Source organism: Paraglaciecola sp. 25GB23A (assembly GCF_040012495.1).
Lineage (GTDB): Bacteria > Pseudomonadota > Gammaproteobacteria > Enterobacterales > Alteromonadaceae > Paraglaciecola.
In genome coordinates this window covers 281,334-305,997 of sequence record NZ_JBDYKM010000002.1, presented here as the reverse complement: position 1 = coordinate 305,997, position 24,664 = coordinate 281,334, and the positions used below count along the sequence as shown (strand labels likewise).

Annotated in this window: 19 protein-coding genes; 10 read left to right on the top strand and 9 right to left on the bottom strand. The window is 41.8% G+C overall.

The window, feature by feature from the left end; genetic code table 11:
• The first annotated feature begins 1 nt into the window (after nt 1).
• Nucleotides 2–1,228, top strand: a complete 1,227-nt coding sequence (locus tag ABKW31_RS06640; RefSeq protein WP_348615496.1) for a glycosyl transferase — start codon at nt 2–4, stop codon at nt 1,226–1,228.
• A gap of 8 nt (nt 1,229–1,236) precedes the next feature.
• Nucleotides 1,237–2,997, top strand: a complete 1,761-nt coding sequence (locus ABKW31_RS06635; protein ID WP_348615495.1) for an alpha-amylase family glycosyl hydrolase — start codon at nt 1,237–1,239, stop codon at nt 2,995–2,997.
• Nucleotides 2,998–3,145: 148 nt separating this feature from the next.
• Here the strand turns inward: ABKW31_RS06635 and ABKW31_RS06630 are convergent, their stop codons facing one another.
• Nucleotides 3,146–4,039 (bottom strand): sulfurtransferase, encoded by an 894-nt coding sequence (locus ABKW31_RS06630; RefSeq protein ID WP_348615494.1) that lies wholly within the window; start codon nt 4,037–4,039, stop codon nt 3,146–3,148.
• Nucleotides 4,040–4,342: 303 nt separating this feature from the next.
• Between ABKW31_RS06630 and ABKW31_RS06625 the strand changes: the two genes are divergently transcribed.
• The 5 genes from ABKW31_RS06625 (at nt 4,343) to ABKW31_RS06605 (ending at nt 12,697) form a co-directional block, all read left to right on the top strand.
• Nucleotides 4,343–5,689 (top strand): nucleobase:cation symporter-2 family protein, encoded by a 1,347-nt coding sequence (locus tag ABKW31_RS06625; protein WP_348615492.1) that lies wholly within the window; start codon nt 4,343–4,345, stop codon nt 5,687–5,689.
• Between the two features lie 27 nt (nt 5,690–5,716).
• The gene (locus ABKW31_RS06620) at nt 5,717–7,087 is read left to right on the top strand and encodes an 8-oxoguanine deaminase (RefSeq protein WP_348615491.1); all 1,371 of its coding nucleotides are present in this window, start codon (nt 5,717–5,719) and stop codon (nt 7,085–7,087) included.
• A 290-nt stretch (nt 7,088–7,377) separates the two neighbouring features.
• Entirely contained in the window at nt 7,378–9,849 is a 2,472-nt protein-coding gene (locus ABKW31_RS06615; protein WP_348615490.1) for a TonB-dependent receptor, read from the top strand.
• 98 nt (nt 9,850–9,947) lie between these two features.
• Nucleotides 9,948–11,624 carry a cupin domain-containing protein gene (locus tag ABKW31_RS06610; protein ID WP_348615489.1) on the top strand — a complete coding sequence of 559 codons (1,677 nt, stop codon included), beginning with the start codon at nt 9,948–9,950 and terminating at the stop codon, nt 11,622–11,624.
• Between the two features lie 515 nt (nt 11,625–12,139).
• Complete coding sequence (locus tag ABKW31_RS06605) at nt 12,140–12,697, top strand: PEP-CTERM sorting domain-containing protein (protein ID WP_348615488.1); 558 nt, start codon at nt 12,140–12,142, stop codon at nt 12,695–12,697.
• Nucleotides 12,698–12,896: 199 nt separating this feature from the next.
• Here the strand turns inward: ABKW31_RS06605 and ABKW31_RS06600 are convergent, their stop codons facing one another.
• A complete protein-coding gene (locus ABKW31_RS06600; RefSeq protein ID WP_348615487.1) occupies nt 12,897–13,661 on the bottom strand; it encodes a hypothetical protein in 765 nt (254 codons plus the stop codon).
• Nucleotides 13,662–13,992: 331 nt separating this feature from the next.
• On the opposite strand from ABKW31_RS06600, the gene ABKW31_RS06595 reads away from it, so the two are divergent.
• The gene (locus ABKW31_RS06595; protein WP_348615486.1) at nt 13,993–14,163 is read left to right on the top strand and encodes a hypothetical protein; all 171 of its coding nucleotides are present in this window, start codon (nt 13,993–13,995) and stop codon (nt 14,161–14,163) included.
• A gap of 98 nt (nt 14,164–14,261) precedes the next feature.
• Here the strand turns inward: ABKW31_RS06595 and ABKW31_RS06590 are convergent, their stop codons facing one another.
• The 6 genes from ABKW31_RS06590 to ABKW31_RS06565 all read right to left on the bottom strand — a co-directional run bounded on the left by ABKW31_RS06590 (nt 14,262) and on the right by ABKW31_RS06565 (nt 21,068).
• Nucleotides 14,262–14,621 (bottom strand): hypothetical protein, encoded by a 360-nt coding sequence (locus tag ABKW31_RS06590; protein ID WP_348615485.1) that lies wholly within the window; start codon nt 14,619–14,621, stop codon nt 14,262–14,264.
• Nucleotides 14,622–15,351: 730 nt separating this feature from the next.
• Nucleotides 15,352–15,726, bottom strand: coding sequence for a hypothetical protein (locus ABKW31_RS06585; RefSeq protein ID WP_348615484.1), 375 nt, complete (start codon nt 15,724–15,726; stop codon nt 15,352–15,354).
• A 59-nt stretch (nt 15,727–15,785) separates the two neighbouring features.
• Complete coding sequence (locus tag ABKW31_RS06580; RefSeq protein ID WP_348615483.1) at nt 15,786–18,893, bottom strand: efflux RND transporter permease subunit; 3,108 nt, start codon at nt 18,891–18,893, stop codon at nt 15,786–15,788.
• 8 nt (nt 18,894–18,901) lie between these two features.
• Nucleotides 18,902–20,014, bottom strand: coding sequence for a hypothetical protein (locus ABKW31_RS06575; RefSeq protein WP_348615482.1), 1,113 nt, complete (start codon nt 20,012–20,014; stop codon nt 18,902–18,904).
• Nucleotides 20,011–20,637 (bottom strand): hypothetical protein, encoded by a 627-nt coding sequence (locus ABKW31_RS06570; protein WP_348615481.1) that lies wholly within the window; start codon nt 20,635–20,637, stop codon nt 20,011–20,013. Before ABKW31_RS06570 ends, ABKW31_RS06575 begins: the two co-directional genes overlap by 4 nt.
• Nucleotides 20,638–20,708: 71 nt before the next feature.
• Entirely contained in the window at nt 20,709–21,068 is a 360-nt protein-coding gene (locus ABKW31_RS06565) for a hypothetical protein (RefSeq protein ID WP_348615480.1), read from the bottom strand.
• 495 nt (nt 21,069–21,563) lie between these two features.
• Here ABKW31_RS06565 and ABKW31_RS06560 point away from each other — a divergent pair, with 495 nt between their 5' ends.
• Nucleotides 21,564–21,869, top strand: coding sequence for a hypothetical protein (locus tag ABKW31_RS06560; protein WP_348615479.1), 306 nt, complete (start codon nt 21,564–21,566; stop codon nt 21,867–21,869).
• 84 nt (nt 21,870–21,953) lie between these two features.
• Here the strand turns inward: ABKW31_RS06560 and ABKW31_RS06555 are convergent, their stop codons facing one another.
• Entirely contained in the window at nt 21,954–22,952 is a 999-nt protein-coding gene (locus ABKW31_RS06555; protein ID WP_348615478.1) for an adenosine deaminase, read from the bottom strand.
• Nucleotides 22,953–23,311: 359 nt separating this feature from the next.
• Here ABKW31_RS06555 and ABKW31_RS06550 point away from each other — a divergent pair, with 359 nt between their 5' ends.
• On the top strand, nt 23,312–24,640 hold the full coding sequence (locus tag ABKW31_RS06550) for an NCS2 family permease (RefSeq protein WP_348615477.1): 1,329 nt from the start codon (nt 23,312–23,314) through the stop codon (nt 24,638–24,640).
• Nucleotides 24,641–24,664 lie beyond the last annotated feature (24 nt).

Below are 24,664 nucleotides of genomic sequence, written 5' to 3'. Positions count from 1 at the left end.
CATGGCCGACTTTTATCAAAATGGCATAGTGACTACCTTACATAACTTGTCTGATCGTCCTATAGAAGACGTAGAAAAAGAATTACTCAAATTTTCAAAAAAACGCCCTATGGGGCTTATCCTACCCTCCCTTTATTCAGAGCTTGAAGGTCCGGCCCTTAAACACATTGTGGATGAACTTTGTGATGTGCCCTACTTGTCTCAAATTGTCATTGGATTAGATCGTGCCGATTTAGAACAGTATAAACATGCTCTCAGTTTTTTCTCACGCCTGCCTCAGCATCATCGAGTATTATGGAATGAAGGTCCTCGTTTACAAGCCTTGGATGAAAAACTTAAACAATTAGGCTTGGCACCAAAAGAGCTCGGCAAAGGTCGCAACGTTTGGTATTGCATGGGCTATGTATTGGCCTCTAACAAAGCTGAGTCGGTAGCCTTACACGACTGTGACATTCTAACTTACGATCGTTCTTTGTTAGCTAAACTGATTTACCCTGTGGCTAATCCACAATTTAACTATGAGTTTTGTAAGGGGTTTTATGCTCGAGTAGCTGGCGGAAAAATAAATGGTCGTGTTTCGCGTTTATTAGTGACTCCCCTAATAAAAGCCTTAAAAAAAGTGCTAGGGCCAAGTGCCTATTTAGATTATATGGACAGTTTTCGCTACCCATTAGCCGGAGAGTTTTCGTTTCGTAAAGATGTACTCAATGATATTCGTATACCCAGCGACTGGGGATTAGAAATAGGCGTATTGTCTGAGATGCATCGCAACTATTCATCTAATCGCTTATGCCAAGCAGATATTGCCCAAACTTATGATCATAAACATCAAGATTTATCGGCTCATAATGATCAGGGTGGTTTGTCTAAAATGTCCATTGATATTACCAAATCACTGTTTCGTAAACTGGCGACGCAAGGTGAAACCTTTAGTATGGAATTATTTCGCTCACTCAAAGCCACCTACTACCGTATCGCCTTAGACTTTGTTGAAGCCTATCACAACGATGCAATCATGAACGGATTAGCCCTTGATATCCACAGTGAAGAAAAAGCAGTGGAGTTATTCGCGCAAAACATAATGAAGGCCGGAGAGAGCTTTTTAGATAATCCCATGGAAACGCCTTTTATTCCAAGTTGGAACAGAGTGGTCAGTGCTATGCCTGATGTCCTTGAAAAACTAAAAGAAGCGGTTGAGCAAGACCTAAATGAATTCCAAGCGGGTTGAGGTAATACATGTTATCCATAGTTGAACAACTTAAAGAGCGGGTAAATCACCATTTAAGTGTAATTTATGCCGACATCACGTTGGCTGACCCTATTGAAGATATTGTAGAGCAATTACTCGTTACCATGAACATCGAGCAAAGCGATAAGTTGCAGGTGCCTTTGCGACATCACAATAACTGGGATCAAAAGGATATTGTACTGATCACCTATGGTGACAGTATTGAGCAAAAAAACCTGCATCCTCTTAAAACTCTTAAATATTTTCTTAGCCAATATTGTCAAGACACGATCAACAGCGTGCACATATTGCCGTTTTTTCCGTATAGCTCTGATGATGGTTTTTCAGTTATCGACTATTCAAGCGTCAATGAAGCCTTAGGTAATTGGGATGATATCAAGGCTATAAGCACAGACTTTAGATTAATGTCTGATGTAGTCATTAATCACTGCTCAGCGCGCAGTGCATGGTTTAATAACTTTATCAAAGGTGAAGGGCCTGGTAGTGACTTTTTCTTCACTGCTTCGCCCCTTGATGATTTATCCCAAGTAGTTCGGCCGCGCACTTCAGACTTATTGCGTTTAACCGAAACCGCTGAAGGTGAAAAGTACGTATGGTGCACCTTTAGTCATGATCAAGTGGATTTTGACTTTCGTAATCCTAAGGTCTTATTAGCATTTGTTTCGATAATGCGTCAATACCTTGATGCTGGGATTCGTATCTTCCGTTTAGATGCGGTGGCTTTTTTATGGAAAAAGCTAGGCTCGCCCAGCATCAATTTAGAAGAAACTCATGAGGTTGTTAGGTTACTCCGCACCCTGATTGAACACGCTGTCGCCGATGCCGTTATCATTACGGAAACAAACATACCCAATCGCCAAAATTTAACCTATTTTGGTAATGCCAATGAAGCCCATGGGATCTATAACTTTTCCCTTCCACCATTATTGGTTAATACTTTAGTCACCGGTAATTGCCGACATCTTAAAGCGTGGTTAGGTAGTATGCCTCCAGCGCAAAACGGCACCTTCTTTTTTAATTTTATCGCTTCGCATGACGGTATAGGACTGCGCCCTGCAGAAGGACTATTGAGTGACGATGAACTCAGTAGCCTAGTAACGACCATGCAGAATTTTGGTGGTCGAATTTCATGGCGTATGGCCGAAAATGGCGGCCAAAAAGCCTATGAAATTAATATTGCCTTATTTGATGCTTTGCAAGGTACCACTAAAGGGCAAGATAAGTGGGGCTTGGAACGTTTTATTTGTGCCCATAGCATTATGTTTGCATTGGAAGGTATTCCTGGTTTGTATATTCATAGTCTATTAGGCACTAACAATGACTATGACAAGCTCAAAAACACCAGTCAAAATCGCTCAATTAATCGACACAAATGGGATTATGATGCATTAAAAGAAGCCTTAGACAGCCCCTATAGCCAGCACAGTAAAGTGTTAAAACGCATGTCACACTTGATTAGTGTTCGTAAAAAACAAAGCGCTTTTCACCCCAATGCCGTGCAGTTCACCTTGCAACTAGGCGAACAAATATTCGGCTTTTGGCGACAAAGTATTGATCGTCGACAGAGTATTTTTTGTGTGTTTAATATTTCTGATCAAGAACAAACGGTGCGCCTGAGCGATATTAATCTTATCGGCACCGATAACTGGATTGATCTGCTCACTGACCAAGCAATTCGCCACGAAGATCTGGAAATTGTGTTAAGCCCCTATCGCAGCGTTTGGATAAGTAATCGTGCGGGCCAATAAGCGCAGGCGATTATTTGTCTTTTAATAAGGCTAGGGACAATTGCGTTCTAGCCTTATTAATCTAAAGAGGGCACCAGCATAATTAATCGATATAAAAGCGTTTTCAGCCTAAGCAATGGCTGCGTTTATGCAAACAACACATTGAGTGCTAGTCGACAGCAATAGGAAGTTTTGCATTGGCGCCCCACTCGCTCCATGAACCGTCATAAACCGACAATCTGTCATACCCCAATTCACTAGCTACTAAGGCAATAATACAAGCTGTCACGCCTGAACCACAGCTGCTGACGATATAGGCTCCCTCTTTGATGCCGCGCTCGTTAAATAGTTGTTTTAACTCAGCCTTAGATTTAAGGTGCCCCTGTTGGATACACAAGGTAAAGGGTAAATTTATCGACGAGGGAATGTGCCCAGAGCGCAAACCGGGCCTTGGCTCTGGAGATGTGCCCTTAAACCGACCTTCAGAACGCGCGTCAATCACTCTAATTTTCGACAAGTGCTTAACGATTGCCCCACTTGATACAAAACTACGCGGCTTAGCCAAAGCTTGAAAATTGCCGATGTCTTTGCCGATTAAAAAATGATTATCTACCGGATAACCTTTACTTAACCAGGCCGGCAAACCGCCATCCAATACTTGCACATTGTCATGTCCCATCGCTTTAAACATCCACCAAATACGCGGTGAACAATACACACCTTTGCTGTCATAAACGATAATATGACTATTAGCATTGATGCCTAATTTTCGCGCTTCACGCTGAAAGGTTTCTTCATCGGCCATAGTATGCGGGTAAGGTGATTGTTTATTACAAAAGACATTTTCAAAATCAAACCAAACTGAGCCGGGTATTAATCCCTTAGGAACGGGTTCAGCCTGACCGGTGGCAATATCAGCCATACTGGTATAAAGCACAATGATATTGCGTGCATCTAAATGTTCTTCAAGCCAATCAACTGAGACTAAATTCGATTCCAACTGCATCATAATAGTTAAATCCTGTTGTGTGCCGACTCGACCATAACACTTTAGCAGTGCCATAACGTGACAATTCTTCACGTAGTTTAGCAGTCAATTAGCCACTTAGCTCTTAAGCTAACTCAAGCGTCTTCAAGGTTTCATCTTGCTTATCAATGGCTCTGCACTAATTTAGCGCTTTGGCAAGAAATTCTAAATCTAAAATAAATTCAACTTAAATATATTTTCCATATTAATCAATAATTTAGTTATTATTTTTCTAACTTGACTAAGTGGTCAAATAATTGCTTTAGCTTAGCAATACGCCGCTGATTGGCCGCTTTTCTCAGTTAGCTAATCAGAGTTATCCATAAAAAGAAGCTTAACATGCCGCACAACAACGAAATATTGTATGGACTACACGATAAACCCAAGATATCACATTGTATAACCGCTGCTATTCAGCATGTTATGGCCTGTTTTATTGGAATTATTACCCCCACATTAATCATTGGCAATGCCCTAGATCTTCAAGCCGAGATCCCTTATTTAATTAGTATGGCATTAATGGTATCCGGGGTTTCGACCTTTATACAGGCCAAGACTTTTGGCCCTATAGGTTGCGGATTAATTGCAGTACAAGGCACCAGTTTTACCTTTATTGGTGCTCTCTTGGTTGCAGGGTTTATGGTCAAAGAGCGCGGCGGCTCTAACGACGATATCTTGGCCATCATGTTTGGAATTTCATTTTGGGGCGCGTTGGTAGAAATAGGCCTAAGTCGGTTTATCGACAAAGTAAAAAGTATTATTACTCCCCTTACGACTGGCATTGTGATCACTACCATCGGTATTACCTTAATAAAAGTTGGCATGACAGATTTAGCCGGTGGTTATGGTTATGCCGACTTTGGCTCACCTGAAAATTTGTTGTTGGGCACCACTGTGCTGTTTATTGTCATCGTCTTTAATGCGTCTAAGTTTCCTATGTTCAGACTTTCAGCTATTTTTATTGGAATGTTTAGTGGCAGCGTTATTGCCTGGTGGTTTGACTTACTCAACTATGACTCAATGGTGGAATTACCACTGGTCAGTGTGCCTATTCCGTTCAAATATGGATTCGATTTCCAGTGGGAAGTGTTTATTCCAATTGCCCTAGTTTATTTTTTAAGCGCCATAGAAACTGCCGGCGATTTAACTGCTAATAGTTTATTTTGCCGCCAACCTATTAGTGGTCCTTTGTATATCAAAAGAGTCAAAGGTGGCATCCTTGCTGATGGGATTAATTCGATGTTAGCAGCGGTATTTAATAATTTTCCTAATACGACCTTTGGCCAGAACAATGCTGTAATTCAAATGACCGGAGTGGCCAGTCGCCATGTCGCCTTTTATATTGCTGGATTTTTAGTGCTTTTAGGTTTATTTCCAGCGGTTGGTGCGGTGATCCAATTAATGCCAAAAGCTGTGTTAGGTGGGGCAACATTAGTGATGTTTGCTACCATTGCTGTAGCAGGAGTAAAAATATTAACCACTGAGCCGATTGACCGTCGCAGCAGTTTAATTATTGCTACCTCAATGGGTCTAGGTTTAGGGGTAATGATGGTGCCCGACGCCCTAGCGCAGTTGCCGCCATTAGCCAAAAACATACTATCTTCTTCTGTCACGGTTGCGGGCTTTTGTGCAATATTGATGAGCTTAGCCATACCTAAAACATCAAGCCAGCAACAAGACATTTAAGTTAAATATCATAAGGACAATACCACAATGCTTTCTTTTTCCACCGCCAACGTTTGGCTTAAATCACCGGCCGCCGTTTTCACCGCCAACAACGAGGATGCTAAAGGGGGCGTTGTCATTCGCGGTAATACTATTATTGAATTAGTGGCCAGTGGACAAACGCCCAAGACAAGTATTGACCATTATGTTGACTGCAGTAATCTGGTTATGACACCGGGTTTGATCAATACCCATCATCATTTTTACCAAACCTTAACCCGCTGTGTTCCGGGCGCCCTGAATAAACCTTTGTTTCCTTGGTTAACCTTTTTGTATCAGGTATGGAAAAACCTAGACCCTGAGATGCTGTATACGGCGACTCAGCTTGCTGGCTTAGAACTGATGTTATCAGGCACCACCACGGTGGCCGATCATCATTATGTATTTCCTAAGGGGCTTGAAAATGGTATCGATATTCAAGTCGAAGCGCTCAAGGTGTTGGGCTGTCGAGCTACATTAACTCGCGGCTCAATGAGTTTAGGCCAGAGTCAAGGTGGTCTTCCACCAGATTCAGTCATTCAAACAGAAGATTTGATCTTAGCAGATAGTCAACGCTTGATTGACACGTTTCACGACCGATCTGATGAGGCCATGATTCAAATAGCCTTAGCCCCTTGTTCACCGTTTTCTGTGTCCAAAACACTGATGCAAGATACCGCGCAATTAGCCGCAAAAAACGATGTCAGACTGCACACCCATTTAGCCGAAACAGAAAATGAAAATACGTTTTGCTTGAAAAAATACGGTATGCGCCCCTTAGACTATTTAGAATCTTGTGACTGGCTGCATGAGCGAACTTGGCTTGCCCATGGTATCCATTTTAATCCTGCAGAGATCAAGCGTCTCGGTGCAGCGAAAGTCGGCATTGCACATTGTCCCAGCTCAAACATGTTGCTGGCGTCAGGTATTTGCCCTACCGTAGCGCTAGAACAAGCAGGTTGTAACATTGGTCTTGCCGTAGATGGTTCAGCCTCCAATGATTGTTCAAATATGATCCAAGAAGTTCGCCAATCACTGCTGCAACAGCGATTGCGTTATGGTGCTGAAGTCATTACTGCCGAACGTGTATTAAGCTATGCAACTAAAGGATCCGCTGCGGTGTTGGGCAGACATACAATCGGACAAATAAAAGTGGGTTATCAAGCGGACTTCGCTTTTTTTAGCACCAATGAATTACGTTTTTCCGGCGTAGGTGATCCTATCGCTGCTTTAGTTACGTGCGGCGCACATCAGGTCAGTAAACTGATGGTAGGCGGTCAGTGGCTTATTGAAGATGACAAACACAATCAGATTTTACAGGATCAAATTCATCAGAAACATCAGCAACTCGCCAAAATATTACAGTCAAAAGTGCCCTAGACACCCACTCTCACTCGCTTCCATTTTGGTGCACCTTACAGCTCATTGAACAGCTATGGTGCACCAGCTCTAAAACTTCAAATTTAACACATATTTTTAGCTTGCATGAAACGGGTAAAAAAATTTATTTTATTTATAAATATCAATTAATTACCTAGCAAAATTTTTGTTGACCAGTTGGACAAGTAATTGGCATCCTTCGTGCAAAAACAGATTAGCAAAAAAATTGCATTCGTTAGAAATGTAAATAAAACACACTTTAGACTATGAGAGCACCAGGGGAACTAAAAATGACCGTTAATAAATTTATTTGTACACCACTAGCTAAGGCTGTTGCACTAAGCTTAGCAATGACAGTAACAGGTCATGCCTTTGCTCAGGAGCCTGATGCAGCAGATAGAAAAGACAAAGATATTGAGAAGATTGAAGTAACCGGATCACTCGGTAGCTTACCTGGTCAAGATGTAGAAGCCGTATTTGGTTTTGGTAAATCGATACTAGAAACACCGCGCTCAGCTTCAACTATTAGCCAAGAACAAATGGAACGTTTCTCTATTGGCGATATTGATGAACTTGTAGCCTTTGCTCCCGGTACATATACTCAATCATTTTTCGGTGTTGCAGGCTCATTAGACGTCAGGGGAACGCCGGGCGAAGCCTACTTCCGTGGTATGAAACGCTTAGATAACCCAGGTAACTATCCAACTCCGATTGGAGCGTCAAGCCGAATTGATATCGTGCGTGGTCCAGCCTCCCCCATTTACGGTCCGGCGAAAATCGGCGGTTATTTAAATTTTAATCCAAAGTCTGCTAGTGCCAGTCGTGGTCAATATCTAGAACAGAATACTGGTGCTTTTTCTTACACCACAGGCAGTTGGGATAAAAGTGTACTTTCTGCTGAAATAGGTGGTCCAGGTTCAATTGGCGACAAGAAAGGTGGCTTCTACTTATATGGAGAAGTTGAAAATTCTGGTAGCTACTATGATAACAGCGGCACAGACCAAAGCATTTTGCAGGGCTCGTTTAACATCGACGTCACTGAAAACTTACGTTTCGAAATGGGCGGCATGCACCATAAATACGACGGAAACCAAGTTGCTGGTTGGAACCGTTTAAGCCAAGATTTAATTGATAATGGTACCTATATCACAGGTACCGCAAAACCACTCGACATGAATGGTGACGGCTCTATATCTCACCAAGAATACTTTTCATTGAATGGTGCAGATAGTGGAAGTATCAACCCATTTATCTTTCTTCCATTAGGCACTATCGAAGATGATTCTTTTTTCTTTATACCAGAAATGGCACTTGTCAATCCCGGTACAACAAAATTAAAAGGCAATCAAACATTAGTTGCACCTGACGATGTACTAGAAAACACAGTTGATACCCTGTATTTCGATATCATGTATTACACCGAAAGTGGTTGGGAAATTAAAAATCAATTATTTTATGAAGCCTATGACAACTTAAACGAAAATGCCTATGGTTTCGCTCAGATGCATGATACGTCGGTGGTAGAAAATAAATTAATATTTGCCAATGAATTTGAAACCGACTCCATGATCGCTCAAGTACAATTATCCCCATCAATTCGCCACACTGAATTTATGCACGCTGATGATTTTACAAATGAATACTTTAACCGTCGCGATTTGACGGGTCCTTCAACCGCAGTAGATAGACGTTTATTGGCAACTCGCATCGGTAAAGATTTTGATAACTATGATGTGGGGCATTATACCGATTACGGCATAGCTGCAATGACCGATTTAACATGGGATTTTGGCCTTAACATCGTACTTGGATTGCGTTATGACAGTATTGATGTAAAAACAACCACCCGTGGTGATTTGTTATTAAACCAAGTTCCAGTAGCTACTGCAGAAGACACTTTTACCGGTACTTCTTGGAATACCAGTATTTCATACAAATTTGAATTTGGTCTGATCCCATATGTTACTAAAGCCAAGCAAGCAACCCTAGTCGCTGGCCAAGGCGCTGAAATCGGTTATGGACAATTAATTGACGGCGACGGCAATGCCTTTAACGGCGCGTTTGATACGTCCACTCTAACTGAATATGGTGTTAAAGGGTCATTCTTAGAAGATAGTTTATATTTTGCCCTAGCTTCTTACGAGCAGGAGAGAACGGATTTTAACGCCCAAGCTATCGTTACTAACGCTACGACCCAGAATAAGGGTACTGAGTTTGAGCTTCGTTGGGTAGTTGATGACCAATTGGTGGTTACTGCTGGTTATACCAACATGAAGGTATATAACTTAACGGCTTGGAACAACGGTAACGGTGGTTCATTATTCGGATTTTTAGGTATCAATGACTTACCTGGTGTGAACGATCCATCCATAATGTTGGGCGGTAACCCCATTGGTGTAACGCCAATCCTTAGCGCTGCTGATGGTGGCAGTATAGAAGACGCCCGTAAACAAGGTATACCTGAAAACATTTATACGGCTACTGCAACCTATGACTTCCAAAACGGATTTACGGTTAACACCAGTATCATAAGTGCTGATTCAACTTATTCAGGTTTCTCCAAGAGCGTATTGTTGCCATCTTATACTTTAGTCAATGCTGGTATTTCATACTCAACGGATACTTGGACGGCAAATCTTTCCATCAAAAACTTAACGGATGAAAAGTATTTCCGTGCTAACTTCCCTGACTTGTTTGGCGCACAGATTGTATTACCTGAGCTGCCCACTAGTTATCAAGCGAAGTTCAGCTATAAGTTCTAAATTAGGCAGTTAAACGTCTACGTTTAATTGAAGTAATCAATTATAAAGGGATAAGACTGATACTTTCAGGCTTATCCCTTTTTTGTAAGAGAGAGCTCATGAAATTAAGTAAAACACTCATAATCGCTGCTGCGCTAACAACACTATTTGCTTGCTCGGGTGAGGATAAGGCACAAATAACAACCACAGAGACATCAGCGGCCATTGAAATAAAAGTCGTGGTAGTAAACATGTTTGAAATTGGCGAGGACCAAGGCGATAAAGCCGGAGAATTTCAACTGTGGAAAGCCGGACAGAAACTAAATACCTGTTTGCCCTTCCCCGCTTCTTATCATGATATCTGTTTAAATCCTGAAACTGGTGTACTGGGTATTGTGACCGGAATGGGCACAGCCCGAGCGGCCTCAGCGATAATGGCTCTTGGACTTGATCCGCGTTTTAATTTAACCAAGGCATATTGGCTAGTCGTGGGTATTGCTGGAGTGGACCCACAAGATGCTTCTATTGGCTCAGCCGTGTGGGCGAATTATCTAGTAGATGGCGATTTAGCTCACGAGATAGATGCGCGCGATATGCCAAACGATTGGCAGACTGGTTATTTTCCATTGTTTCAGCAACAAAAACTCAGTCCTGCACAGGTTGAAGATCCCGCAGCTTATCAAGATAGTCGCAATGGCGAAGTGTATAAGCTCAATACTGCATTAGCGGACTGGGCCTATGCCTTAACCAAAGATGTGCCACTGACTGACTATCCTGCAATGCAAGAGCTGCGCAGTAAATATGTTAATTATCCCAATGCACAAAAGCCACCCTTTGTATTACAAGGCGACCAATTGGCTGCAGCAACGTTTTGGCATGGCAAACATCTCACGCAATGGGCTAATGATTGGGTGAGTCACTGGACCAAAGGACAAGGTAATTTTGTGACTTCTGGCATGGAAGATACAGGTAGTTATCAAGCCATGACGTATTTACACAACGCCCAAAAAGCCGATAAATCACGGTTTATGGTCTTACGTACCGCCAGTAATTATTCGATGCCTCCTGATAGCCTGACAGCCATAGACAATTTAATTGCTGAAGGTAAGGGTTATGCGGGCATGCAATCATCTTTAGAATCTGCTTACGCGGTTGGCAGCAAAGTGGTTGATACTATAGTGGCAAATTGGGCGCAGACAAAAATGAGCCAACCATACGAAGTCAATACAAGTGTCACTATGTCCGAGCATGCTGAGTCAGAAAAAACAACTGCCGAACCTACTCAAGCCAAGCCAAATAAAATGATTACTCAAGAACTGGTCAAAGCCCTTAACCTTGAAGCCCATGTTGAAGGTGGTTACTTTCGACAAACCTTTAAAGCAGACCATAGGCCTATGATCCCAACTGCCAGTGGTCCACGGGTGACGATGACATCTATCTATTATCTCCTCACTGCTGAGTCGCCCATTGGTCATTTTCATATGAACCAAAGTGATATCATGCATTATTTTCATATGGGCGATCCTATAACTTATTCACTGATACACCCCGATGGTCAACTAGAAACTATTGTTATGGGATCAGACCCAAGTCAAGGACAAGTCATGCAGATGATGGTCAAAGGGGGGATTTGGAAAGCCTCACAGATCCCAACAAATGGCCAATACGGCTATGGTTTAATTGGCGAAGCAGTAGCGCCCGGATTTGAATATAGTGATATGCAATTAGGTGAAAAAGAACCTTTAATGATGCAATTCCCGCAACATATCAGCTTAATTGAACAATTAAGCCATTAAGCCAACTTTTAGTCTAGTATTGAGCAACATTACAAAATCAGTAATGTTGCTCTTGCCTATTAATATTCTCTCGTGTGAAATCTGCGTGCATACTTAAGTTTGAAGCTCACACCACTATTAAGAAACCGCTCTGAGCGGTTTTTGCTTTATGATTTTTTGGGTTTCTACATCATTATTAGCCATTTTGCGGATTCAACTATCTTAAAGCGGACAGTTACACCACTAGCTGAGAATTGGAAGTTTGTGCCATTTCCTGCCGTTCGCCAACATTCATCTGAATTGGTGCTTCTAGCAGAAAGCAGTCGTGCAGTTTTTTACAGAGTGTCGGGTTAGACCGAGTAAATCCTAGACTAAATCATCATGAAGACCGCATTTAGAATGTAAGCAGATTGTCAGAATAATTTACAAATATAAAAATGATTATATTTTTGTGCTACTAACTTATTGAATGTTAATAGATAATTAATTGAGGTCCAATTATTGCTGTAAAAAAATAAATCTATGAGGCTGTTATTATGAAAGTTAAAAAATTATTAAATTATTTTCTAGGTCCAATTTGTATTCTATTTTGGATTAATTCTGTTAACGCTACACCTATCTTACTTGGCACTTCAGTAAAAGCGACTGGAATACAAAACTTGGCTATTTCTGGACAGCTGTATCACGTTACTTTTAGTGATATCTCCTCATACGCGAACACATTTACCACACAACCAACATTTATAAATGATCAGGTTGGAGCAAACATAGCCGCTCAAGCTATTCTTACAGTGCTAAACAATAACTCGGTTACAGGTATTAGTAATTTAGTGGACCTATCAGTTAACGGGAGCCTCTGGGTGCAGATACCTTACCAAGTTGATGGCAATTTCGTATTTTCTGAATTGTTATTACTGCCTACTGCAAACGGTCAGTGGCAAACGTACCCGACATTTCCTGATGACATAAATATTGTTTACAATAATGTGTCTTGGGTTTCATTTGCGCATTCTGTGCCTGTTCCTTCAACTACAATTCTGTTTTGCACAAGCCTTTTATGTATTATGTTAAGAAGACGACTTATTAATAGCTAAGTTTGACGAGTCGTTTTTGGGTTAAAAAACGCCAGTCACTGTTAATATGACCAATACTAATCTGTTAACTGGAAGTATAAAACGATTGGCGAATCGTTAATGGATACCAGCTGGAATTCGGCTTAAACCCTCTGACTGTCTGCTTTACTCAGTAAACCAGTAATAACCGAGAAAGTCGTCCACTGTCTCCTGAACGCTCTTACCAGTGATACAAATCGACGTTTGGAAGTATAAAAAGTTCTTGGTCTGGTAGTTCAAAACGAATTGATACTGCCTCCTCGATAGTTACAAAAAAGTCGGCTACTGTTTTCTTTTGGTATAAATGCACTCCTTTTACAAAGCTCATGATCTCGTTCATATAAGCAAACTTATTGTATTGATATGAAGTTTGATTTCTTTGCAACTCGTCGCTTACCCAATATTCCGTCTTCGTTCCAGACTCTATCTCCAAAACTATCTGACGTGATTTGTATCCCAATATCATTTTTGTTTCTTCAGTAACTTCCAGATTTTTAATAGAAAGCTCTTCAAAACCCTCTGGTTCTGCTTCGTTGTTTACGCTGAACTTCATTACTCCATTTTTAAACAACGTGTACTCTTCATTAGTCTCAGCGAAATACCATATTTTATCGATTTGCTTTGCATCACGGTAGATATGCAGCCAATCTCCATACTCGTTAAAACAATATGTTCTTTCACGCCCATAATTTTCAGAACTATTTTTTATTAAGAAATCGATATTTTCTTGTTGCCCTTTATTCTCTGTATCTAACCCCTTATACGTTATTTTGTAGTCAACACATCCAACAAAGGCGCCGCTTTTGAGAAGAGCTGTATTCGTAGTTGAATCCCCTGCCTTTCCTTGAGTTAATTTTGATTGATGCTTCAGGTAGGTTTCTTGTGCATTTGCAAAGGGATTAATTAGTAGCGCAACAATTATTGCAACAGGTGAAATGAATTTCATATTCTTCCTTGATGGATGTTTTAAAGGCCTTTATAAGTGCTTGTACGAGTCATGTGAGAAACTTTTCACTTTCTATGCGAAGGTTATCAAATTTTCTCTTGAATATCCTTCAATCCAAACGTTTGAATCGCCACTATTTCAAAAAACATTAAACAACCACAATCAGGCGAAAGCAAGAACCTTCGTGCAACGTCTGCTTTCGATTAGGAATCATCGAGAAATGGGATACTGTCGAGCGGCAGAAACACGCTCCTTACAGACGATCGCCTGAGTGCCAAAAACTATCATGTGGTATAATTACAAGATTCATTACTTTCTAAAGTGTTAGTTTATGACCAAAGATCACAAGGCGAAAGGCATTTTAAAGTACGTCAAAATTAACGATACGATTGATGATGAAGCATCTTTGTTATCAGCAATTGAAGAAGATGACGAGTTAATAAAGCTAGTTTGCGAGCGTGAACACCAAGAAGAAATCGAAGTTGACATAGCTGATTTGTAACGGATAACTTGACGGCGTTCATTCCTCACAAATGTAGGTCGATCTCGTACTATGAACATTGAAACTTTGCCAGTACAAGACTGTTTTTCGCTCAACATCTATGCTTTTTCACAACCAGTTGGACGACTCCGCTCGTCTACATTAGTTTTGCTGTAAGTATTCCCCCCATACTTTGCCATAACATACGTATAAATTTGTCTAAACTCATCATGATTCATATCGCCTGACTCACAAGATTGTTTTACTAGGTCTACCAACACTTCGTCATCTGGATGTCTTAACGTTTCTGCGAAGGTCATTTCGTATTCAAGATCCCCTACCAAGTTTGGGTCTCCATGAAAAACTCGCATTAATGCGGCACTGTACCCCAGACTAAAAGTCGATAGTATCACCAACATGCCAGCCGCAGACTGGAAGTAAGTAAGATTTTGAAATGTTTTCTGTATTTTTTTCAACATAATATTTCCCTATTTGAAAATCAGATTACAAGAATTTTATGTTTTCAACAATTAAAAAGTGTAGAGAATGGGTAAAATAAAACGTCATCTATCATCTGCAAATAACCTAAACCCTACCCCGTGTTTTCTAATCTGCGAAGATTGCGTATTTCGGTGAAAACAGACAGTCATTTCGGTTTTATCCGATCGCGACATAGCGGAAAACCCGCTATGTCAGGATTAAATTTAGAATATACGGTAAACTCGGAAGGGATATTCGATGCTTGTCCTTCTTCAAATGCATCTACTCGCAAAGTTATCTTTGAGTCTGCTTCGGCTCTTGTAAGGTATGCAAATGTTTGAATTGTTTCTTCAATTAAGTAACCGTCCTCCGTCAGAGTTTTTCAAAAGTCGCTCTTGATGACAATTGCATCAATACGAGAGGTAGACGTATTTCTAGACATGCTCGCGGTGAAATTTTCACTTGTCGATTGTCTGCTTTCTCAGTATAGGCGACCTTCCCGGCCAATTAATCGTATGACTGGTTTCGCTCAGGCTTCAGCTGAACCGAAAATTTGTGCCAAAAGGAGATATACGCGTTTCAAATTTGCAATAGCAGCCTTCTACAATACCAAACACTCGCCATTTATATATTAATGCCAAGACGTTATCGGAAGCAGGCATTGCTCTATAAGTAATTACCTAAGAACTTCGGATAAAAATTCCACTGATGGTTCTCCCCTCAACAGTTCTAAAAACTGTAACGGATAGTGATGGGGTGATGATCTCCTTCACTGACTCGAATCAATACTTTTGCGCCGTCATTGATAATAATGGCAGCCACCATTTTATTTCCTCCAGACGGAGTGAATGATGCCTCACTTTTCTCTTTGCTTGCTAATACGACAAGTTTAGCGACAAGCTCAGTGGTTGGATATGCTTCACCGTGATCTCGTACATAAAGACTTACTGACTTTTCCTCTCTGACCAGCTCAAATACCATGTCATGCGCCTCTTTGACCACACCGCCATGTATCGGCTCTAAGCTGCCATGTGCCAATACATTTGATACAAACATTGCTGAAGTTATTAGCGCTATTAACCCTAACTTTATTATTGCTTTCATATTTTAAATACACTCCATTTTTGGCGAACTTCAATAAGGCGTCGCCAAAATAAACCTATTTACATTAATTCGTCTGACTTACGTTTTTGCCAAAGCATGGTTGCCTTACCGCCAAACTGCCGATACAGCAAAGGCGTCAGCAAAGTGTCTAATAAAGTTGAAGTTAATAATCCTGAAAAGATAACCACCGCAACAGGATGCAGGATCTCTTTACCAGGTGCATCAGCAGCCATTAATAATGGGATGAGCGCAAATGCGGTCACCATGGATGTCATGATCACAGGAGCCAACCTTTCTTGCGCCCCTCTAACAATTAACTGGGTGTTAAATTGTTCTCCTTCAAATTTTATCAGGTTGAGATAATGACTCAGTTTTAATATACCGTTGCGCGAAGCAATGCCGGTAAGTGTAATAAAGCCAACAACAGATGCAACCGAAAGTGGAGTGTGCGTTAACCACATGGCTGCAACCGCACCTAATAGTGCCATGGGTAAACTACTCATAATAATACTAGCAAAAACTAGGGATTTATATCGCATGTACAACACTAAGAATATGAGTGCAAACGATATGATTGATAACAACACTAATAAACGCATAGCTTGCTCTTGCGCCAAAAATTGCCCTTCAATACTGATAAAGCTATCTGCGCCTAATTCCACTTCATTGACTTGCTCGCGCACCGCTGACAGCAGTTGCCTTACATCTACTCCCGTGCTGTTTGCATATACGACAAGCCGACGTCGACCGTTTTCTCTTAGGATTTGGTTTGGCCCATCGCTTAAACTAATGTCAGCGATGTTTGCGATGGGAATAGCACCCGCGGGAGTGTCTATCAGCGCAGCGTTAAGTGCCTGTGGGCTTCTCGCTTTTTCATCTAAACGCATCACTAATGCATAGCGCTTCACACCATCGATGATGTCCACAACGTGCTCGCCGTCCGTTAATAACGCTAAACGCTCTATTGCCTTACCGGGACTCAAACCATATTGTAAAAGCTTATCTGGTCTTAACCTGACCGACACTTGTGGAATAAGCACTTGTTTTTCCACATTGATATCAACCAGCCCAGGTATGGTTTGTAATGTCTGCCTGATTTTTTCGGCATTGATGCGAAGCTCGTCTAAATTGTTACCAAACACTTTTATTGCTAACTGTGCTCGCACACCCGAGAGCAGATGGTCGAGTCGATGGGAAATAGGCTGCCCAATTGCCACTTGCGCGGGCAATACGCTTAATTTTTCTCGAATTTCAGCCAATACTTCTTCCCTAGAGCGTTCCGATTCAACTAAATCAACATCAATTTCAGAGGAGTGAACACCTTCTGCATGCTCATCGAGCTCGGCTCTACCAGTGCGTCGCCCCACTGCGCTGACCTCATCAACCGATAACAACAAAGACTCGGCTAAATGCCCCATTCTGTTGGATTCAGATAGTGAAGTGCTTGGCTGAAAAATCATCCCTAAAACCAAAGAGCCTTCATTAAATGCGGGTAAAAATGCACGAGGAAAGAAGGCAACGGACGAGGCACTAATAAGGGCTACCAGACCGCTTACTAATAATATTGAGCGACGTTTGGGTAATGCCCATAAAAGCCATAAACTCTGCCATTTCTTTAGTACAGTGACTAAAAAGCTATCGCCTTTATGCAATTGCTTCATCTGTGGTAATAAATAATAGCAAAGCACCGGCGTCACAGTCATCGAGACCAGTAAAGACGCTAATACCGAAATAATATAGGCTCCACCTAATGGCGCAAACAAACGACCTTCGATACCTGGCAGTGCAAATAATGGCACAAAAACAAGCACGACAATTGCGGTCGCATAAACAATACCTGAGCGCACTTCAACGCTTGCTCGCCATATTACGTCAAAAATAGGAAAAGGCTTTTCTTGCTTGGCATTTTGTTTCAAACGGCGAAGAATATTTTCTACATCGACGACGGAATCATCAACCAACTCCCCGATGGCTATGGCTAAACCGCCCAAGGTCATTACGTTAATAGTTTGTCCCATCCACTTAAAAATCAGCACCGTCAAAGCAAGCGATAATGGAATAGCAAGTAAAGAAATAGCAGTGGTTCGTGTTGATAGCAAAAACGCAAACAGCACAATAACCACTAGAATAGATCCATCTATTAGCGCTTCGGTGACATTATCAACCGATGCTTTAATGAAGTCAGCTTGACGAAACAACACTTGCGGCGCAGAAACGCCGTCAGGCAAGCCTGCAGCAAGCTCACTTAACGCTAGTTCTATTTCACGGGTCAGTTTTACCGTGTCCGCACCTGGTTGTTTTTGTACATTAATGATGACCGCTGGTTTACCGTTATAGCCGCCGTCACCGCGCTTAACAGCAGCAGCGTAACGAACGTTTGCGACTTGGTCTAAGCGTACTGAAGTGTTTTTCTGCCAGGCAACGGCTAACTGACGCAAGTCATCCAAGTTAAGCGTTCTTCCTTCGTGGCGTATCAAAAACTCGCGATTATTTACATCGATAAAGCCGCCGCCTTTATTCGATGCAAAGCTTTCAATGGCATCACGCATCTGTTCGACACTGATCCCCAAATTGCGCATTACATCAAGCTTAGGCTCGACTCTAATTTGTCTAACATCGCCACCAATAGGGATGGCTTGAGAGATACCAGGAATAGAAAGTAGCCGTGGCCGCAAAACAAAGTCGGCATACTCACGGGCGAGCATCGGGTCAATATCCGTATTTGCGTTGATGGGTAAGGCAATCAGCATAATCTCACCCATAATCGATGATACCGGCCCCATTACTGGTGTAATACCACTGGGCAATTGCGACGTGACTTGGTCAAGTCGTTCTGACACTAACTGACGGTTACGATACACATCGGTATCCCAATCAAACTCGACATATAGAATAGATAAACCAATTCCAGAGGTTGAACGCACGCGTGTAACACCGGTTACACCATTGAGCATATTCTCAAGCGGAAACGAGACTAACTGCTCAACTTCTTCGGGAGCCATCCCGCCTGCCTCAGTCAAGACAGTGACCACTGGCTTATTTAAGTCAGGAAACACATCAATGGGTAACTCTTTACCTTGCCAAAATCCATAAACAAGGGTCATGAGTGCGAGTGCCAACACTAACAGTCGATTGCGCAGACTTGCATGAACTAATAAATTAAACATGCAAGCTCCTAGCGTACTTGGTTAAGTAAAGACGTACCGGCGGTCACGACTCGATTATCAGCACCTAAGCCTTGTGTAATTAACACTTTATTTGGAGAAATCTCACGATACTGCACTATTTGAGGTAAAAAACGCTCGGCAGACACTTTTATCCACACAATGGGCAAGTTAGCACTGTTAGTAACAATGGCGTCGCTTGGCAATAAAATACCTTCTAAGGTGTTTTCAAGTTCAGCGAACACAGTGACCGGTTGGTCAATTAACAACAAGGATGCAGAGTCAGTGCTTGTTTCTAAGGCAAAATGCACGGTCACCATACCGGCATTAAGTTGCGGCGAATAACCACGATACTGCAAATTAAGCTCAGGAAACTCTTTGATTTTAGCCCTAGTAAGTTGCGTCAAAATAGACGAGTCATTGGTAAGCGCTTCGATGTTGCGTAAATTTGATGCCACTACTTCAAACAGGGTCGTTCCAACCTCAACCCAGCGACCCCGTATGGCTTGGTGATTAATTAACACGCCTGATATAGGCGCAATAAGTGGCTCAGGCTTCTCTAAACCTTGTTGTAAAACCTCTTCTTGCTCAACCAGAATTTTTAAGCTTGTTTCGAGTTGTTCCAAGGCTTGTTTTGATGCTAACTCACCAAGGTCACGCAAACGCTTAACATCCCGCTTAGCCTGCATAATCTGACTTCTTACTGCCAATAACTGGCTAGTTTGGCTGGCTAACTCAAAGGCGGTATCTTGATATCTAACATAGCCAAGTATTTGACCTGCTAACACCTTTTCGCCAGTGGCAATAACGCCCGAATCTGGTGCCTCAAAACGACCATCACTGCTCGGTTGAACCAGGGCTTGGCCTTCCGGGTGAACACGGACAACACCGGCTAAAGTGACACTGCCTTGCACACTTTGATTAGTCACGAATCGAGTTCTAATACCTAAAAGCGCTTGGTTTTGCATCGGGATGAGCACAGAGCCATCAGCCTGCCTGCCCAAACCAGCAGTTGATTTAGTATCGGTGTCGCTAAGGTGCTCACCATTTGGGCCATGGGCACCAGGCGATGCAATGGCATGCCAAGTTAAAAAACAGATAAGTATGATTAGGAGTCTTCTCATGATTTTACTCCTGTGTTTTTACGTCCAAGGAAAAAGCCAAGCGCAAAAACGACAATCGATAAGCCAAGCGCCCACCAAGGGAAATGATGATGATCTTCCTCCTGCTCATGCGTTTCATTGTGAGAATGCTCAGCATTATCTGAATGTGCATTAGCTTCGTGCATTACAAAGTTGCCAACCAATAAATCGCCGTTATCTTCTGTCAAAATGGTGGCAAGCACTTCGTGCTCACCACTCGCATTAAGCGCACTGATAAAATCAGTATCGTTGATGATATAACGGTTTTGAGCTTCATCGTAACTAGCACTGGCAGCCAATGCACCGACTTCTAAATCTATGCTGGCAGATTGAATAGGTGTATTTGTTTCAAAATCATGCAAATAGATAATCAGTTCGTTTCTAAAAACTTCACCTAGTAACTCAAACGATTCAGTGAACATTTCAAACTTCGGTCTTTGAATGGGTTGATTGCTTTGCTCCATATCGAGATGCTCGCCGTTAGGGCCATGAGCACCCGGTGAAGAGTGAGCTGATAAAACAAGCAATATTAAGGCTAATGCCAAAAGAGATAACAAGGGCACTCTGGCGAAAAACGCGCGAGAGGCAAAACGACGATATACCATGAGATTTTAATCCAATATTTAAACACGACAAAAAAGCCCACAAGAAGAAGGCAATTGTTAAAATTTAGAATTTATCTTTTTGGAGGAGGAGTGTTGGATTCAATAAAGGGGGAAGCTCGCCAAGCAACAAGACTATCTAAGTTTGCTTCGGGCAGTACCTTTGGAATGCCTGTAGGTCCGAAAATAAAAATGCCTACGCCACCGCCATCATGATAGGAATTATTATGCTCTAGCGCCTGTTTTGAATAACTGATTTCAAATTTTTCAAGGTCTATTTCATCATGCTCATGGGGCTGTCCTATATCATGAAAGTAGTCATGAACTGTGGTGTTACCATCATGATGAGTATCATGCACACTCAATGCCGCAACCAAAGGAGATTGCGCAGCGAGGCAGATTAACAAAATAATAGAAACAAAATTCTTAAGCATTGTGTGGCATTTGCAATAACGAGTGGAAGGAAGATACCAAATTCTATTCGTTTCAACAATTTTTTATACCAGTCATTGCTTTGTCACTCTGAGATTTATGTGTCGAGTTATATAAGTCGTTGGGTGTGGCTTGCTAATGAATATTTTTAAATCTTTCACAAAGTGCTTCGCTCTGATATGCGTGCGTCCACTTTCTAGTATGAGTGGGATTATAAAAATCGAATCCACTGGTCGTGTATTTTTCTCAAACGTGAATCATTTGAAGAATGATAGTTAAGTTTCTGCTATTTGGGAACGTTCCCTGAGAGGCTCGGCTATATCTGCAATTGGCACAAAAACACCAAAGTGCTTAAAAGCCCTGACTGTTCGCTTTCGTTGATTCAGCTAGTTTGCCTATCAACTAGGTATGAGTTTCAAACATTAATTCACTTGCACAGGAACTAATACTCAGTTCAACTTACTAACTTGTGTAACCCTTAAACGGAGATAATCATAGTGCTTGCCCTTCAATTCAGACCTTGTAGTAAAAAGCGGTTTTTACGCTTAGCTCTTATACTTCCACTATTTTCGATGCCTTTGTTAGCGCAAGCGCAACCAACAGAAAAGGCGTCGGTATTGGATTTTGTTAATCAACAAGTCGCTGAGCAGTTATTAAATCAGACTAAAGCCTTGAGTAACCCTGAGCTGATAAAAGCACAAGCTGATTATTTTAGAGCCATGTATCAGGCCCTCATTAGTAGCGGTTTTAGCCAAGAAGAGTCATTAAAAATCGTGGTTGCAATGGCATCGAAAGACGAATAATTTCATACACCATGTCTCTTGCACAGTCACGAGTGTTTCGTGACTGTGCAAGAGTAATTTAAGATGTTCCAATTAATGTAGAAATCAAACAATTTTTGCCAACCAATCTTGCTTAACCTCTTCAGGTAAAAAACTCGCGCTAAAACTATTTTGTACCAACTGCAGCAAATGCGGTTTAGTGATTGGTAAATGATCAATAAGGGCAAAATAATTATCGTTAAGATAACCGCCAAAATAACTCGGATCATCAGCATTAATGGTGGCTAATAGACCATGTTCAAGCAATTGTATGATGTTGTGCTCTTGCATGTGTTTAAAGACTTTCAACTTTGTATTGGATAAAGGGCAAACCGTTAATGGAATTTGTTTTTCTACCAAATGCTTGATCAAGTCAGGATCTTCAATACTACGCACTCCGTGATCGATTCGATGCACATCTAACACCTTGGTTGCACCCCAAATATACTCAGGTGGCCCCTCTTCTCCCGCATGCGCCACCCGCTTTAAACCATAGGATTTTGCTTTAGCAAACACCCGTTCGAACTTTTCAGGTGGATTGCCTAACTCTGCACTGTCGAGTCCCACAGCGGTGATCATAGCCAAATAATGTCGAGCGTCGTCAAGGGTTTGCAGAGCACTTTCTTCGCTCAAATGACGCAAAAATGACATTATCAGCAGACTGGATTGGCCCCACTCGTTTTCCGCCTGTTTCATTGCCCGTGCAAAGCCTGGCATAAATACTTCAAAACCAATGCCCCTAGCGGTATGCGTTTGTGGATCAAACATGATTTCGGCATGCACAACGTTATCTGCGCGGCATTTTGTTAAATAGGCGAACATTAACTGATAAAAATCATCTTCAACTCGTAAAACCGAAGCACCCAAATAATATAGATCTAAAAAGCTCTGTAAATTATGAAAATCATAGGCTGCTCGAACCTCTTCTATTGAAGAGTAAGGCAGTTCCACCCCATGTTTATTGGCTAAACTCATCATCAATTCAGGCTCAAGGGATCCTTCAATATGCAGATGAAGTTCAGCTTTGGGTAAGCCACTCACCCATGTTTTGAGCTCATTTTTCATTATTATTTTCCTATCTGCCTAAATATTCTCAAGGTCCATCATGTTAGTGCACCACTTTGATAGCAAGTGCACCATTGTGGACCTTATTACTTTTATAATGTGAGTAACGGCTCTTTACCTTGCCACAAAATAACGTCAATCTAGTCACTCAGTGTTTATTAACCACGCAAATCGGTGTTAATTACGCAACAAGGTGGCACTTAAGTATGCTAATTCGCCATACTTTATAGTTCATCATAAAATATTACAGAGTTCAGCATAATTCACACCAAAAAGTGGACTCTTTGGTCAGCATTTTGCAGAATCATTTTCATTAACCGCAAAACGGCTATTAAATAGTCACACTAAGAGCGAATTGCATGCAAGATGTCTTCGAACGAATTTTTAAACTTAAAGAACATAAAACCAATTTTAGAACTGAACTCATTGCGGGACTGACAACGTTTGCAGCCATGTCTTATGTGCTGGTGGTTAACCCAGGTATTTTGTCTGCAGGCGGTATGCCTATCGAGGGATTGATTACCGTAACCGCGCTTGCGGCATGTATCGGCACGTTGCTTATGGCACTCATGACCAACTACCCCATAGCAATGGCACCCGGTATGGGGTTAAACGCTTTTTTCGCTTTTACTATTTGCCTTACTCGCGAGATCCCGTGGGATGCTGCCTTAGGTATCGTATTTTGGAATGGTGTACTGTTTTTACTCTTGTCTCTCAGTGGGGTACGTACCAAAATTGCAGAAGCGATACCCGCGGCACTTAAAATTGGGGTGCAATGCGGAATTGGTTTGTTTATCGCATTTATAGGGCTAAAAAATGCGGGCATTGTTGTCGCTAATCCAGCCACATTTGTGACCATCGGTGATTTATCAGAACCCGCCGCCCTACTTGCCCTAGCGGGTATCCTGTTAACCATCGTATTATTTATTAAAAAAGTCACAGGGGCCATATTAATATCAGTGTTGGTACTCACCTTAGTTGGTGCATTTATACCCGTTGGCGACGGCTACCTAACCCAACATACAGATAGTTTTATTGGTATGCCAGATAGTATCAGTACCACTTTTATGGCAATGGATATTTTGTATCCCATTGAACATTTAGCGGAAACATGGGATCTCATTTTTGCTTTATTATTTGTCAATATGTTTGACACTATTGGCACTCTAATTGGTGTCTCACGCCGAGCTAATTTGCTCGACGCAGAAGGAAAGTTACCTAAGTTAGGCAAGGCCATGAATGCCGATGCTGCGGCCAGTGTAATAGGTGCAGCGATAGGTACATCACCGGTAACCTCTTACGTTGAGTCTGCGGCAGGGGTTTCAGCGGGAGGCAGAACTGGTTTAACCGCAGTGGTTGTTGCGCTGTGTTTTTTGCTCGCTTTATTCTTTACCCCCTTGATGAAGGTTATCCCCTTAATGGCAACCACGCCTGCCCTTATCATGGTAGGCATATTAATGATGGATTCATTCAGGCAATTAGACTTTGATGATGTAACGGCCTTAGCTACTGCCTCTATGGCTTTATTAGCTATGCCACTGACTTTTAGTATCAGTGAAGGCATAGCACTTGGATTTATTACTTATGTAGGCATCATGTTAGGTACAGGTCGCTATAAACAAGTCAGCATGATCACTTATATTATGGCTGCGGTATTTGTCTTAAGATATGTATTGGATTTGAAATAAGCTTCGAGCTTCGAGCTTCGAGCT